The organism is Myxococcus sp. CA023, from assembly GCF_010998615.1.
Lineage (GTDB): Bacteria > Myxococcota > Myxococcia > Myxococcales > Myxococcaceae > Myxococcus.
In genome coordinates, this window is sequence record NZ_JAAEAH010000005.1 from 154980 (window position 1) to 168917 (window position 13938).

Here is a 13938-nt window from a genome sequence, read left to right on the forward strand (position 1 = left end):
CGGCGCGGGCCGCCAGGGAGCGTGCGCCCCTATCGTGTCCTCGCTCAATCACTCGCAACGGGCTCCGCCGCCACGGCCTGCACGCGGCGCTGCTCGTTGTAGACGGACAGCCGCAGCGTCAGCACGTATGTGACGCAGCAGGCGAGGACGGCGGGCGGGCCATACGCGGAGCCGAACACCTCCAGCACCAGGGCAATGGCCGCCAGCGGAACGCCGACCACCGCCACCAGCGCGGAGGCGATGCCCACCACCACGAACACCGTCACGTCCGCCGGCCCCGTACCCGTCACCGACGCGAGCATCTGCGCCGTGGCCGCGCCCGACACGCCGCCCAGCACCATGCTGGGGATGAGCATGCCCGCCGAGCCACCCGACTGGACCGTGAAGCCCGTGGTGAGCAGCTTCCCACCCACGATGAGCAGCAGGTACCACCACAGCGACAGCGGCCCCGGCGTATCCGCTAACAGCTGGGCGATGGTGTACTCGCCCATGCCCAGCACGTGCCGGAAGTCCATGCCCGCGCCGTAGTAGAGCCCTCCGGCCACCAGGATGGTGCACAGCGCCCCCATGGCGCCGCGCAGTACCGGGCTGACGCGCTCCACCACCTGGCGTGTGTGTTTCATCGTCAGGCCGAACAGCAGCGCGATGGGCGCGGACACCGCCACGGCCACCAGCGCGGTGAGGCCGTACTCCCCCAGCGTGTACGTGTGCGCGTGCGGCGGCGCCACGAAGATGGGCTTGAAGCCGAGGAGGCGGTTGTTGAGCGCGTACGCGATGATTCCCGCAAGCAGGCAGTACGCCAGCTTCCGGTAGACAATGCGGTTGCCGTAGACGACCTCGAGCGCGAAGAGCGCGGCGGCGAACGGCGCGTTGAGCAGCGTTCCCACCGCCGCGGCGATGCCCGCCAGTTGGCAGGTGCGCAGCGTGTGCTCGGAGCGGGCACGGGTGAGGCGGGCCACGCCCGCGCCCAGGGACTCGCCCACCAGCACCACCGGACCCTCCAGCCCGCCCGACGCGCCGGTGCCCAGCGTGAGCAACGTGGCCACCGCTTTGCGCAGGGCGAGCCGGATGGCGGGCCGTGAGTAGCGAGGGCGCGGGTCGTCCGCCGGGTCCTCGTAGGTGATGTGGTAGTTGAAGAGCGCGACATTCACCCCGTCCGAGGCCACGTCGCTCCAGCCGGGCCGGCGGTTGAGCAGCCCTCGCAGCAGTCCGCCCAGCAGCAGCACGCCCGCGAGCACCAGCGGCGCCCACCAGAGGCTCCGTCCCGACGCGAACGCCAGCAGCGTGTCACTGGTGGCATGGACGCCATACCGCAGCGCCGAGCACACCCCCCAGATGAGCACCGTGCCCAGCACCACCCGGCCCACCGTGCGCAGCACCGTGTCCCACGAGTCGTGAAGGGCGCTCTGCTCCTCGTCCAGGGGCTCTCGACGGCCAGCCATGGAGCGAGAGGGAATGTGCTTCGAGGTCAAGATAAATGTCCGTGGCCGGAGGAGCGATTACCTCTAGGGAAACACCCTGTAGGAGCCGGCCGGGTGCTTCGTTGGCCTGGGCGAAAGGAGCCTCGAAGCGCCATGCCCCAACACCATTCGCACGCGCCGCATTCCCACACGCCCCCTCCCTCTCCGGCCGGGGAAGCGCCCGCCATCGACCCCGTCTGCGGCATGAAGGTCGACCCGAACGCCCCGAAGGGCGGTCACCTGGAGCACGCCGGGCTGACCTACGCCTTCTGCAATCCCCGGTGCCGGGAGCGGTTTCGCGCGGACCCGGAGCGCTACCTCTCGCCCGCGGAGACCGCGCCGGAACCGACGCCGGCGCCGGGGACCCTGTACGTCTGCCCCATGGACCCGGAGGTCCGCCAGTCGCATCCCGGCGCCTGCCCCAAGTGCGGCATGGCACTGGAGCCAGAGACGCTTCCCGTCCAGGCGCCCCGCGTGGAGTACGTGTGCCCCATGCACCCGGAGGTGGTGAAGGACGGCCCGGGGACCTGCCCCAAGTGCGGCATGGCGCTGGAGCCGCGCACGGTGCTGGCGGAGGAGCCGCCGGACCCGGAGCTGCAATCCATGCGGCTGCGCTTCCGCGTGGGCCTGGCGCTCACGGTGCCGCTGCTCGTGCTGGCCATGTCGGACATGCTTCCCGGGCAGCCCGTGCAACACGCGGTGTCCGCGGGCGTGCTGGCCTGGGCGCAGCTCGTGCTGGCCACGCCCGTGGTGCTCTGGGTGGGCTGGCCCTTCTTCCAGCGTGGCTGGGCGTCGGTGCGCAACCGGCACCTCAACATGTTCACCCTCATCGCGCTGGGGACGGGCGCGGCGTATCTGTTCAGCGTCTTCGCCACGCTGCTGCCGCAGGCCCTGCCCCAGGGACTGCGCACGGGGCACGGCAGCTCCGCACCCCTCTATTTCGAAGCCGCCGCCGTCATCGTCACCCTGGTCGCGCTGGGACAGGTGTTGGAGTTGCGCGCCCGGCACGCGACTTCCGGTGCACTGCGGGCGCTGCTGAGCCTCGCGCCGCCGGTGGCGCGGCGAATGGGAGAGGGCGGTCACGAGGAGGATGTGCCGCTCGCGAGCGTCCAGTCAGGGGACACGCTGCGCGTGCGCCCCGGGGAGAAGGTGCCCGTGGACGGCGTGGTGCTCCAGGGTACCAGCGCGGTGGATGAGTCCATGGTGACGGGCGAGTCGCTGCCCGTGGAGAAGGCCCCGGGCACGCAGGTGACGGGCGGAACGGTGAATGGCACGGGCTCACTGGTGATGCGCGCCGAGCGCGTGGGCCAGGACACGTTGCTCTCCCGCATCGTCCAGCGCGTGAGTGAAGCGCAACGCACCCGCGCGCCGATTCAGCGGCTCGCCGACAAGGTGGCGGCCGTCTTCGTGCCGGTGGTCATCGCGGTGGCGGTGGTGACGGCGGGCGTGTGGGCCATCTGGGGCCCCGAGCCTCGGTTGGCGCACGCTGTGGTCAACGCGGTGGCGGTGCTCATCATCGCCTGTCCCTGTGCGCTGGGGCTGGCCACGCCCATGTCCGTCATGGTGGGCACCGGGCGCGGCGCCCAGGCGGGCGTCCTCATCCGCGACGCGGCGGCGCTGGAGCGGCTGGAGGCGGTGGACACGCTGGTGGTGGACAAGACGGGCACGCTTACCGAGGGCAAGCCGCGCCTCGTGACGGTGGTGCCCGCGCCGGGCTTCGAGGAGTCGCGGCTGCTGCGGCTGGCAGCGAGCCTGGAGCGTGGCAGTGAACACCCGTTGGCCGCGGCCATCGTCGCGGGCGCGAAGGAGCGTGGCGTGACGCTGGTGCCCGTGGAGGACTTCCGCTCGCTCACGGGCAAGGGCGTCGTGGGCACGGTGGAGGGCGCCGAGGTGGCCCTGGGCAACGCGGCCCTGACGGAAGCGCTCCAGGTGCATGGAGGGGAACTGTCCTCCCGGGCCGAGGCGCTGCGGGCAGAGGGCCAGACTGTGGTGCTGGTGGCGGTGGAGGGGAAGGTAGCGGGGTTGCTCGGTGTCGAGGACCCGGTGAAGTCCTCCACGCCGGAGGCCCTCGCGTTGCTGCGCGAGGAAGGGCTTCGGGTGGTGATGCTCACGGGCGACAGCCAGACGACGGCGGACGCGGTGGCGCGGCGGCTGGGCATCACCGAGGTCATCGCCGGGGTGTTGCCGGAGGCGAAGGGCGATGCCATCCGGAAGCTCCAGCAGGAGGGGCGGGTGGTGGCCATGGCGGGAGACGGCGTCAACGACGCGCCCGCGCTGGCGCAGGCGGACGTGGGCATCGCCATGGGCACGGGGACGGACATCGCGATGGAGAGCGCGGCTGTGACGCTGGTGAAGGGGGACCTTCGGGCCATCGCTCGGGCACGCCGCCTGAGCCAGGGTACGCTGCGCAACATCCGGCAGAACCTCTTCTTCGCCTTCATCTACAACGCCGTGGGTGTGCCGGTGGCGGCGGGCGTGCTGTACCCCGTCTTCGGTCTGCTCCTCAGTCCCATCTTCGCCAGTGCCGCGATGAGCCTCTCGTCGGTGTCCGTCATCGGCAATGCGCTCCGGCTGCGGAAGCTGAAGCTGTAGGCCCGGTTGTGTGGGGGGCCGCCTGTACCGGGCCTCCCTCGGGCCGGGGGCGGGCGGCCCGCCGAGGCCCACCGGAGCGGCGCTGGGATGCCCACCCTTGAGCTCGAACGCACCGCACCCTGGGAGGGTGGACATCATGACTCCAGCCGAAGTGATGAACGCCGACAGCGACATGCGCCAGTGCATCGAGGATTGCCTGGCCTGTCACCGCGTCTGTATGGAGACGCTGACGTATTGTCTGGGAATGGGCGGCAAGCATGCGGAGGCCAGACACCTGCGCTTGCTGATGGACTGCGCGGAAATCTGCCAGACGAGCGCGAACTTCATGTTGCGGGATTCGGAGTTGCATAGCCGCACCTGCTTCGCCTGCTCGGAAGTCTGCGGGCGCTGCGCGGAGTCCTGCGCGCAAATGGGCGAGGACGTGGTGATGAAGGCCTGCGCGGACATGTGCACCCAGTGTTCGGACTCGTGCTGGAGGATGGGCGGCGGTGTCATGTCGCAGACGCCCAACCCGGAGGCCGCTCAGCGCGCCGCCGACCTTCCCGCGTGAGAGGCCCGCCCGGAAGAGTCCAGGCAAGCCGGAACGGCCCTGTCGCGGAGCCCTTCACTCGCCGTCGAGGCCGATTAGAGTGCGCTCCATGAGCTCTCGCGAGGAGGGGCGCACCTCCGGTACGCCCGCTGGACATATCTCCGTCGTCCACCTGCCCAACGCCTGGTTCATCCTCTGTGCTTCGAGTGAGCTGGGAGACAAGCCCCTGGCGCGCACGCTCCAGGGCTCGCCCCTGGTGCTCTTCCGAGGTGAGGGCGGCAAGCCCGCGGCCCTGGTGGACCGCTGCCCGCACCGCAACGTGCCGCTGTCGCTGGGCCGGGTGAAGGAAGGCCAGCTCCAGTGCGGCTACCACGGCTGGCGTTTCGACGGCGCGGGGCAGTGCCGCGCCATCCCTGGCTTCCTGGGCGAGCCCGGCGCGCGTGCTCGCTGTGCCACCGCGCATGCCACGCGCGAGCAGGATGGCTTCGTCTGGGTCTACTCCACGCCGGGCGCCGAGCCCACCACGGAGCCTTACCGCTTCCCGCTTCTGGAGGCGCGCGAATACACCACCGTGCGCCGCACGCTTCGGGCCCCCGGCTCGTTGCACTCCACGCTGGAAAACACGCTGGACGTGCCCCACACCGCGTACCTCCATGGCGGGCTGTTCCGCACCGAGGAGAAGCGGAACGAAATCGACGTGGTGGTGCGCCGGAGCGCGGACAAGGTGGAGGCCGAGTACATCGGCGAGCCGCGTCCCAGCGGGCTCGTGGGCCGGTTGCTCGCGCCGGGTGGCGGGGTGGTGCAGCACTTCGATCGCTTCCTGATGCCCTCCATCGCCCAGGTGGAGTACCGCATCGGTGACACCAGCCACATCATGGTGACCTCCGCGATGACGCCCGTGTCGGACTGGGACACGCTGGTGTACGCGGTGGTGACGTTCCGTCTGCCATTGCCCCGCTGGTTGGTGCGCGCGGCGCTCCCGCTCATCATGCCCGTGGCGCTCCACATCTTCGGGCAGGACGCGCGCATCCTCCGGCAACAGACGGAGACCATCCGCCGCTTCGGCACGGAGGCCTATGCCTCCACGGAAATCGACGTGCTCGGTCCCGGCATCCTCCGCCTGCTGCGCGCCGCCGAGCGCGAGAAGCCTGGCGCCGTGGGGGACGCGGTGCATGAAACACGACTGAAGATGCGGACCTGAGAGCCATTGCGACGCGGCGTGTCGTGAGACACGGTGGAGACACTGGGTCTCACGATACCTGGGGCAGCTCCATGTATCTGAATGGAGCCCTGGGCTGAAACACTCGCACGCTGTTAGCGTGGCGCCCCCTCGCAATCCCCCCGGAGTTCCCCATGCGGTTTCCCGTTCGCGCGGCGCTGGCAGGCGCGGCGCTGCTGTTCGCGCCCCAGGCGTTGGCCACCAACTACACCCTGTGGATTCACGGGAAGAACTCCGGAGGCACGAAGCAGGGCAACTACGCCGACTTCTCCGCCTGGGGGCCCGCGTCCACGGCGGCCGGGGTGAACAAGAAGGCCGTCAACTGGGACGGGCAGCAGCGGATTGGCGGGCAGAATGCGTACATCCGGGATGCGCTCGACTGCTACTGCACTGGAGACAACTGGTGTTACATCGCGGTGCACAGCGCGGGGAACCTCCAGATTGGTTACGCGCTGGCGCTGTATGGCGGCTCGGCGCGCTACAAGAAGAACGCGACACCGAATGCCAGCGGTGTGTGTGGCAACACCGATGGGAAGACGCAGACGGGCTGGAACATCAAGTGGGTGAACGTGGCGTCGGGTGCCGCTGGAGGTAGCGAGCTGGCGGACATGGGGGAGTGGGCGGTGAAGGACCCCATCGTCAGCGACCTTGTGACGACCACCGCGCGCGCCATGTACAACCACAACACCACGCGCGGCATCCGCTTCAACATGTTCGCGGGCGCCAAGGGGACGGTGTACTCGGGGCTCCTCCCGGGGCAGGACGACGACGCGGTGTCGTACCACTCCACGGGCGGCGTGTCGGGCAGCGCGGGCGGGGCCTACTGCAACCCGTCCGACTGGTTCTGCAACGACCTGACCACTGGCGCCAACGCCTGCGAAGGTGGCCGAGCCAAGTGGACCAATCACTTCGTGACGTTCCGCGACGACGGCGAATCCCACGGCCACGGCGCCAACGGGAAGTGGGAAGGCATCGTCGGCAAGGTGCGCGCCGACATGGTCACCAACGCGAAATAGTCGCAGGTTCGCCGCCGCCCTGCGAGGACAGGGCGGCGGCTCCCCAGGGGGGGCGTCGTCTCAGGGCTCCCCTGACGTCTGTGCCCGAGCAGCCTTTCGGGCGGCCAGCCGCTGTGTCACCCGCTCCTGCCACCCGTGCACGAAGGCATAGAAGGTGGGCAGCACCAGCAGGGTGAACAGCGTGGAGGTGACGAGCCCGCCCACCATGACGACGGCGAGGGGGCGCTCCACTTCCGTGCCGTGCAGTGGCAGCACCAGCAGCGGCAGCAGGCCCAGGATGGCGGTGCCCGCCGTCATCAGCTTGGGACGGACGCGGCCGATGCTCGCCTCGCGAATCGCCTCGTCGAAGGGCTTGCCGTGCTGCATGAGCAGCTTCGTCTGCGCCACCAGCACCAGGCCATTCTGGACGGCAATACCAAACAGGCCGATGAGGCCCACCAGGCTGGACACGTTCCACGTTTCCCCGGCGATGAGCAGCGCGAGGATGCCGCCGACGAAGGCGTCCGGCAGGGTGGCGATGATGACCAGCGACTCCGCCAGCGAGCCCAGCGCCAGGTACAGCAGGATGAACACCGCGAGCAGGGCCACCGCGATGGCGACCGTCATCGCCTGCGCGGCGCGCTGCTGGCTCTCCACTCGGCCGCCCACGTCCAGGAAGTAGCCGGTGGGCAGCTTCAGCTCCGCCGCCAGCCGCTCGCGCACCTCGGCCGCCGTACTGCCCAAGTCCCGGCCCGCGACGCTGGCCTCCACCGCGATGCGCCGGCTGCCCGCCTCGCGGCGGATGCTGCCCGCGCCGAACGTCTCCTCGATGGTGGCCAGCTGGCTCAACGGAATGCGTGTGCCGTCATGGCCATCCACCAGCAGGCCCCGGATGGCGGTGGCGTCGCCCCGGCGGTGGTCCGCCAGCCGCAGCAGCAAGTCATAGCGGCGCTGGCCCTTCCACACCTGGGCGAACTCCTGGCCCACCATCCCCACCTTCACGGCCTGGATGACGTCCCCGGGTGTCAGTCCCACGCGTGCCACCGCGGCGCGGTTCACGGTGATGCGGAGCTGGGGAAGGCCGGTCAGCTTCTCCGCCCGCAGGTCCTCCACGCCTTCCACCTTCGCCATGATGGCCTGCGCCCGCTCCGCCAGTCCGGCCAGCGTCTCCAGCTCCGGTCCGAAGATGCGCACGGAGAGGTCCGCCGGGCTGCCGCCGAGCCCTTCATCGATGCGCATGCCCAGCGGCGTGGTGAACAGCGTCGACACTCCAGGGACCTGTCCCACCTCCTTACGCATCGCGGCCTCCAGGTCCTCCATCGAACGTCCCCGCTCCGGCTTGAGGATGACGAGCACGTCCGACAGCGTGTGCGGCATCGGGTCTTCCGTGCGTTCGGCACGGCCCGTGCGGCGCACCACGTCCTCCACCTCCGGGAACTTCAACAGCGCGTCCTCCACCAGGTGGTTGAGCCGGTCCACCTCCTCCAGCGAGGCCTCCGGCGGTAGCACCGTCTGGAGCAGCAGCGCGCCTTCATCCAGCTTCGGCATGAAGTCGCTGCCCACCACGAAGGCCAGCGAGAGGGCGGGCACGGTGATGGCCAACGCTACCAGCCGCACGAGCCCCGCGTGGCGCATGCACGCCTCCAGCATGGGCGCGTAGACGTGTTTGATTTTGCGGATGACCCACACGTCCTCGGGCTGTCCTTCGCGGGGCGCGCGCAGGAAGAGCCCGGACGCCACCGGCACCAGCGTCAGCGCCAGTCCCAACGACGCCGTCAGGCAGGCCACCACGGCCGCGGCGAGCGGCTGGTACATGCGCCCCTCGATGCCCGTCATGGCGAACAGGGGGATGAACACGGACACGACGATGAGCGTGGCGAAGGCGATGGGCCGGGCCATCTCCATGGACGCCGCCAGCGCCACTTCGCGTCGAGAGCGCTGGCCCTTCGCTTCACGCAGGCCGTGGACGATGTTCTCCGTGACGATGATGGCCGCGTCCACCAGCAGGCCCACGGCGATGGCCAGTCCTCCCAGCGTCATCGTGTTGATGCCGATGCCGGCGAACTTCAGCAGCACGCCCGCCAGCGCCAGGGACAAGGGCAGGGTGAGCGTGACGATGAGCGCTGCGCGCCAGTCTCCCAGGAGCAGGAAGAGCACGAGCACCACCAGCACCGCGCCCAGCAGGATGGCCCGGCTGACGCCGCCCAGCGCGGAGTCCACCAGCACCGACTGGTCATACACGGTGCGAAGGTGCACACCGGGCGGCAGGCCCTGTTTCATCTCCTGGATGGCGACGCGGATGCCCGCCGTCACCCGCTGTGTGTCCGCGCCGAACTGCTTGATGACACGGCAGCTCACCACCTCGCCCTTCAGCCGGTGGGCGATGCCCCGGCGCACGGCGGGGGCCTCGCGGATGTCGGCCACGTCACCCAGCAGCACGGGCGTGCTGTCGCGCACGGCGACCACGGTGTCGCGCAGGTCCTCCACGGACTCCGCGCGCCCCACCGCGCGCACCGTCCACTCCATGGGGCCCTGCACCACGAAGCCGCCCGAGGCGTTCAGGTTCGCGCCTTCCAGCGCGTGCTCCACCTGGTTCAGGGTGATGCCGCGCGCCACCATCTGGTCCGGGTCGAGCTGCACCTGGAACTGGCGCAGGTAGCCACCCAGGCGCTCCACACCGGCGACACCGGGCACGGCGAGCAGCCGGTTCTTCACCTCGAACTCGGCCAAATCCCTCAGCGTCATCAGCTCCGCCGCGCCGGGTTCCGCTTCCAGGGTGAACTCGAACACCTCGTTGAGCCGCCCGGTGAGGCTGGAGACCAGCGGCGCGTCCGTGCCGGGTGGGAGCTCGCTCTGCGCCTGGGCCACGCGTTCGACGACGTACTGCCGGCTGCGGAAGTAGTTGGCGTCTGGCTCGAACTCCACCGTGAGCTGGGTGACGCCCAGCTGTGAGGTGGAGCGGATGCGGCGTACCTCGGGCAGGCCCGCGAGCGCCACCTCCATGGGGATGGCCACGGCCGTCTCCAATTCCTGTGCGCCCATCGCCGGGTTCTGCACGATGACGTTGAAGATGGGGGCGGACAGGTCCGGGAACACGTCGCGCGTCAGTCCCTGGAGCGCCACCGCGCCGAAGGCGGAGAGCGCCAGGGCCAGCACCACGGTGAGACCAGGCCGGGCGAAGGAGGACCGCAGGATGCGGTTCATCCAGGAGTCGGGGGCCTCAGTGCGCATGGCCGTCACTCCCTCCGCCGCTCAACTTCTCGGCCTCCGCCTTGAGCAGGAATGCGCCTTCCACGACCACCTGCTCGCCGGGCTTCAGTCCGGTGAGGACCTCCACGTCGCCGCCCAGCGTTCGGCCCCGGCCCACCTCGCGCCGCTCGAAGACGCCGCGCGCGTCCGTGGGCAGGAAGGCCACCCAGCCACCTTCCAGCCGCTGGAGCGCCGCCGCGGGCACGGCGGTGATGGGCGCTCCTGGGTCCCCCAACGGGATGTAGGCCGACGCGGACATGCCGGGCCGAAGTTGGCCGTCGGCGTTGTCCAGCTCCAGCCTCACGGGGATGGTGCGTGAAGTCGCATCCACGCGCTGCCCCACGTGGCCCACCTTCGCCATGTACTCCTGGCCCGGAAAGGCCGCGAAGGTGATGCGGGCCTGCGTGCCACGCTGGATGCGCACGGCGTCACGCTCGAAGGCGTGCACCACCAGCCACAGCGAGGACACGTCACCAATGCAGAACAGCGGCAGGTTGGGGTCCGCCATCTGCCCCATCCGCGCGGTGCGTTCGACGACGGTGCCGGACAGGGGGGCGCGCAGGACGAAGCCCGGGGGGGCGTTGCCACCGCGCAGCTCTTCTTCGCTCACGCCCAGGGCTACCAGCTCCGCGCGCGCGGCGGCGACCGAGGCCTCGGCGGCGGCGGCCTCTGCTTCGGCGGCCTGCACGTCCTTGCGCGCGATGATGCGCTCGTCAGCGAGCGTGCGCTTGCGCTCGGCGGCCTGACGCGCGGCCTGGGCCTGGGCCTGGGCCGCTTGTAGCGACGCGCGCGCCTTGCCCAACTCGGGGCTGCGCAGGTCCGCGAGCTTTTCGCCCTGCTTCACCTCCTGACCGGTGGTGACGAAGACGGCGCTCACGCGGGCGGCGATGGGGGAGGCCACCTCCGCGTAGGCGTCCTCGCTGAAGGTGAGCTCTCCCAGGACGGTGACATTCTCACCGCCTGGTCGCACGCCCACGGGCGCGGTGGTGATGCGCAAGTCTCTCAACATCTCCGACGCGATGCGGACGTGGGGCTCGCCATGGTCGTCGTGCTGGGCGCCTGCCTGGGCGGGGGGCTCGTCATGTCCGTGCTCGTTCTCGTCGTGCGGCGTCTCGCGCTTGCAGGCGGTGAACAGGAGGAGGGCGGCCACTGCGGCGTGGAGGGGCTTCATGGAAGGGCTCCGGTCTCCACGGCCAGTTGGACGCGGGCGAGGGCTGCCTGGAGGAGGCTGTCGAGGTAGGCGGCACGCGCTTCCAGCGTGTCGCGGCGAACGAGGAGGAATTCGGCGAGGCCCATCTCTCCGGCTTCGTAGGAGCGGCGAGCGAGACTTTCGTTGTCACTGAGCAGCGGCAGGGCGTCGGCTTCCAGCAGCGTCACGGCTTCCATCCGCTTGCGGTGCTGCACGCGCGCGGCCTCCACCTGGACGTCCACTTCCAACCGGGCCGCGGCCAGCAGGGATTGGAGCCGGCGCACGCGGGCCTCGCCCGTCACCCGGGCGTTGTCTCCCCGGTCGAAGAGCGGCAGCGGCACGCTCAGGGCGCCGAGGTAGGCGATTTCATCAATCTCCCGCTGGTACAGAAACCCCGCGGTGATGTCCGGCCAGACGCTCGCCCGGCCCATGCGGCGGTCGGCATCCGCCTGGGCGAGTTCCGCTTCCAACGCGGTGATATCGGGCCGCGCCGCCACGGTGTCTGTCTTCGCCTCCGTGACAGGCTGGAGCGCGAGCACTCGCAGCTCACCGCGGATGGCCAACGGATGCGTGAGCGGAAGGCCCAACATCGCGCGCAACTGGTGGAGTTGGACCGCCTCGTCCCCCTCCGCGGTGGCCACCTCCGCGCGCATGCGGGCCAGGGACACGCGCGCCACGTTGACGTCCACCACGGGCACGTCACCGGCCTCGAAGCGCCGCTGGGCGGAGTTCGCGGTCTCCCGGGCGGCGGCCTCGGCTTCTCGCGCGAGGCTCAGCCGCTCCCGCGCATGCAGCGCTTGGAGGAAGCGCGCGGCGACGTCACCCAGCACCCGGCGCTCGGCGTCGCGCTGGTGGGCCGTCGCCATCTCTAGACCGGCGCGCGCGGATTCCCGGCGGGCGCCGCGCTTTCCACCCAGCTCGAAGGACTGGCTCATGCCCACGCTCAAGTCCACCCCACGCACGGCGGGGTTTCCCGGCGAGCCAGGGTCACTGCGTGGGCCCGCTTGGAGCTCGAAGGTGGGGTTGTCGTTCAGCAGCGACGCGGCGGCCGCCACGGGGCCCTGGGCCTCGGCGGCGCGGCCCGCGGCATCCAGCAACGCGGGTGCGCGCTGGCGGGCCAGGGCCAGGGTTTCTTCAAGGGACAGCGCGGCGTCGGCGGAGCCCGGCTGGGCCGCGGCGACACGCGGAAATAGGAGTGTGGCGGCGAGCCCGAAGGCTGCCACCGTGAGTGGATGGGGCACGGCGATGACCTCGCGAAAGGGAGGCGTGCGTCAGGTGGAGCGTGCCCCGCGATGACACACGGGCACACCTGTCCTGGCGGACGCGAGCGAACGAGACGGCGGACGCGACCTACGCGAGGGGTGCTATCGGGACGTGGAGGATGTCGCCCCCGTCGGCCGACAACGGTTCGGCCTTCTCGTAGGCGACGCGCAAGGGCCGCGACACGAGCAGCACGAAGGAAAGCGGCGGGGCATGCGCGGCCACGGTGCGCACGTGGGCACAGCAGGTGCAGTCGATGCAGTCCGGGGCGCACTGCCCCTGGTCATCATCGTCCGGGCAGCTCTGCGTGCAGACCTCGCCCACCGCGCCAGTGAGGGTGGGCATCAAGCCCCCCAGGCCCGGGGCGAACAGGAACAGGCAGACGATGAGCCAGATTCGGAGCACGCTGGCGACCTTCTACCACGTTTCCAAACGCAATGCGTGCGAGGGGCTCACACTCAGCGAGCCTCCTCGCACGCCGGGGAAGAAGACTGTCAGGAGATGCCCTTGCGCAGCCGGTTCCAATCGAAGTTGGGCGCCGGGTCATTCTTGCGGCCCTTGGGAACCGCCACGTCGGCGTGGCCCACGATGTTCTTCATCGGAATGTTGTGCTGCTGCTTCAGGTAACCGGTGAGCTGGGTGAGCGACTTGTACTGCGCCTCGGTGAAGGGCGTCTTGCCGCTGCCGTCGTTGACGATTTCGATGCCGATGGAGCGGTTGTTGATGTCCGAGGGCACGCCGTGCAGCTCGCCCTTGCCCGCGTGCCAGGCGCGCTTGTCGTCACCGACCAGCTGATAGATCTTCCCGTCGCGGTCCACCATGTAGTGCGCGGACACCTTGCTCTGCGGATTGCGCATCCACGACAGGTCGCCCGAGCCGTTGTTGGTCGCGGTGTGGTGCATGACGATGGTGTCGATCTTCGTCCCGCCGCGCGAGTTCTGGTTCGGCGAGGGCGCGTTGATGACCGCGGGCTTGGTGAACTTGCCGCCCGGGGTGGTGGGCGTGGTGGGGCCGCTGGTGCCCAGCGCCTTCTTCAGCGCCGCCTGCGTGAGGTCACCGTAGAAACCGGTGGTGGGCAGCTTGTTGTCCGCCTGGAACTTCTTCACCGCCGTTTCCGTCTGCGGACCGAAGGTGCCGGGGCCCGTGGTCACCTGGGCCTTCGTCATGTAGCCCACCTTCACGAGCGCATCCTGCAACTGCTTCACCTTGGGCCCGGAGTCGCCCTTGCGCAGGCCCGCGGGCGGCGCGGAGACCGTGGAGGCCGCGGCGGCGGCGGTGCGAGGGGCCTGCGCCTGAGTGGCGCGGAACACGGAGGAGAGCGAGGGCAGGCGAAGGCTCATGAGGGCTTCCGGGGGGGTAGATGCTGCGTAAGTCTGCCCGGATTATCGGCGCCCAGTCCCCGGGAGTTGCGTAACTCCCGGGGCGAACTTGAGTGTCCAGATTCA

At 70.1% G+C, this 13938-nt stretch carries 10 protein-coding genes; 4 read left to right on the forward strand and 6 right to left on the reverse strand.

Annotated elements, in window-relative coordinates; all coding sequences use genetic code 11:
- Nucleotides 1-44: 44 nt before the first annotated feature.
- Complete coding sequence (locus F8M74_RS03220; protein ID WP_141252867.1) at nucleotides 45-1442, reverse strand: chloride channel protein; 1398 nt, start codon at nucleotides 1440-1442, stop codon at nucleotides 45-47.
- A 132-nt stretch (nucleotides 1443-1574) separates the two neighbouring features.
- Between F8M74_RS03220 and F8M74_RS03225 the strand changes: the two genes are divergently transcribed.
- The 4 genes from F8M74_RS03225 (at nucleotide 1575) to F8M74_RS03240 (ending at nucleotide 6816) form a co-directional block, all read left to right on the forward strand.
- Entirely contained in the window at nucleotides 1575-4052 is a 2478-nt protein-coding gene (locus F8M74_RS03225) for a heavy metal translocating P-type ATPase (protein ID WP_141252868.1), read from the forward strand.
- A gap of 136 nt (nucleotides 4053-4188) precedes the next feature.
- Nucleotides 4189-4602 carry a four-helix bundle copper-binding protein gene (locus F8M74_RS03230; RefSeq protein WP_141252869.1) on the forward strand — a complete coding sequence of 138 codons (414 nt, stop codon included), beginning with the start codon at nucleotides 4189-4191 and terminating at the stop codon, nucleotides 4600-4602.
- 88 nt (nucleotides 4603-4690) lie between these two features.
- Nucleotides 4691-5782: an aromatic ring-hydroxylating dioxygenase subunit alpha gene (locus F8M74_RS03235; RefSeq protein ID WP_141252870.1), complete on the forward strand. Its 1092-nt coding sequence runs from the start codon at nucleotides 4691-4693 to the stop codon at nucleotides 5780-5782.
- Nucleotides 5783-5934: 152 nt separating this feature from the next.
- Complete coding sequence (locus F8M74_RS03240; RefSeq protein WP_141252871.1) at nucleotides 5935-6816, forward strand: hypothetical protein; 882 nt, start codon at nucleotides 5935-5937, stop codon at nucleotides 6814-6816.
- A 60-nt stretch (nucleotides 6817-6876) separates the two neighbouring features.
- Here the strand turns inward: F8M74_RS03240 and F8M74_RS03245 are convergent, their stop codons facing one another.
- The 5 genes from F8M74_RS03245 to F8M74_RS03265 all read right to left on the reverse strand — a co-directional run bounded on the left by F8M74_RS03245 (nucleotide 6877) and on the right by F8M74_RS03265 (nucleotide 13833).
- Nucleotides 6877-10026, reverse strand: a complete 3150-nt coding sequence (locus F8M74_RS03245; protein ID WP_228559151.1) for an efflux RND transporter permease subunit — start codon at nucleotides 10024-10026, stop codon at nucleotides 6877-6879.
- A complete protein-coding gene (locus F8M74_RS03250; RefSeq protein WP_141252873.1) occupies nucleotides 10016-11215 on the reverse strand; it encodes an efflux RND transporter periplasmic adaptor subunit in 1200 nt (399 codons plus the stop codon). The genes F8M74_RS03245 and F8M74_RS03250 overlap by 11 nt, the downstream gene beginning before the upstream one ends.
- Nucleotides 11212-12474 carry a TolC family protein gene (locus F8M74_RS03255; RefSeq protein ID WP_141252874.1) on the reverse strand — a complete coding sequence of 421 codons (1263 nt, stop codon included), beginning with the start codon at nucleotides 12472-12474 and terminating at the stop codon, nucleotides 11212-11214. Before F8M74_RS03255 ends, F8M74_RS03250 begins: the two co-directional genes overlap by 4 nt.
- A 109-nt stretch (nucleotides 12475-12583) precedes the next feature.
- Nucleotides 12584-12898 (reverse strand): hypothetical protein, encoded by a 315-nt coding sequence (locus tag F8M74_RS03260; protein WP_141252875.1) that lies wholly within the window; start codon nucleotides 12896-12898, stop codon nucleotides 12584-12586.
- A gap of 89 nt (nucleotides 12899-12987) precedes the next feature.
- Nucleotides 12988-13833 (reverse strand): N-acetylmuramoyl-L-alanine amidase, encoded by an 846-nt coding sequence (locus F8M74_RS03265; protein ID WP_141252876.1) that lies wholly within the window; start codon nucleotides 13831-13833, stop codon nucleotides 12988-12990.
- Nucleotides 13834-13938: the final 105 nt, after the last annotated feature.

Excerpts from the sequence above, each read along its gene's own strand:
- F8M74_RS03220 (WP_141252867.1), bottom strand. The coding sequence starts at position 1,442 with ATGGCTGGCCGTCGAGAGCCCCTGGACGAGGAGCAGAGCGCCCTTCAC.
- F8M74_RS03225 (WP_141252868.1), top strand. The coding sequence starts at position 1,575 with ATGCCCCAACACCATTCGCACGCGCCGCATTCCCACACGCCCCCTCCC.
- F8M74_RS03230 (WP_141252869.1), top strand. The coding sequence starts at position 4,189 with ATGACTCCAGCCGAAGTGATGAACGCCGACAGCGACATGCGCCAGTGC.
- F8M74_RS03235 (WP_141252870.1), top strand. The coding sequence starts at position 4,691 with ATGAGCTCTCGCGAGGAGGGGCGCACCTCCGGTACGCCCGCTGGACAT.
- F8M74_RS03240 (WP_141252871.1), top strand. The coding sequence starts at position 5,935 with ATGCGGTTTCCCGTTCGCGCGGCGCTGGCAGGCGCGGCGCTGCTGTTC.
- F8M74_RS03245 (WP_228559151.1), bottom strand. The coding sequence starts at position 10,026 with ATGCGCACTGAGGCCCCCGACTCCTGGATGAACCGCATCCTGCGGTCC.
- F8M74_RS03250 (WP_141252873.1), bottom strand. The coding sequence starts at position 11,215 with ATGAAGCCCCTCCACGCCGCAGTGGCCGCCCTCCTCCTGTTCACCGCC.
- F8M74_RS03265 (WP_141252876.1), bottom strand. The coding sequence starts at position 13,833 with ATGAGCCTTCGCCTGCCCTCGCTCTCCTCCGTGTTCCGCGCCACTCAG.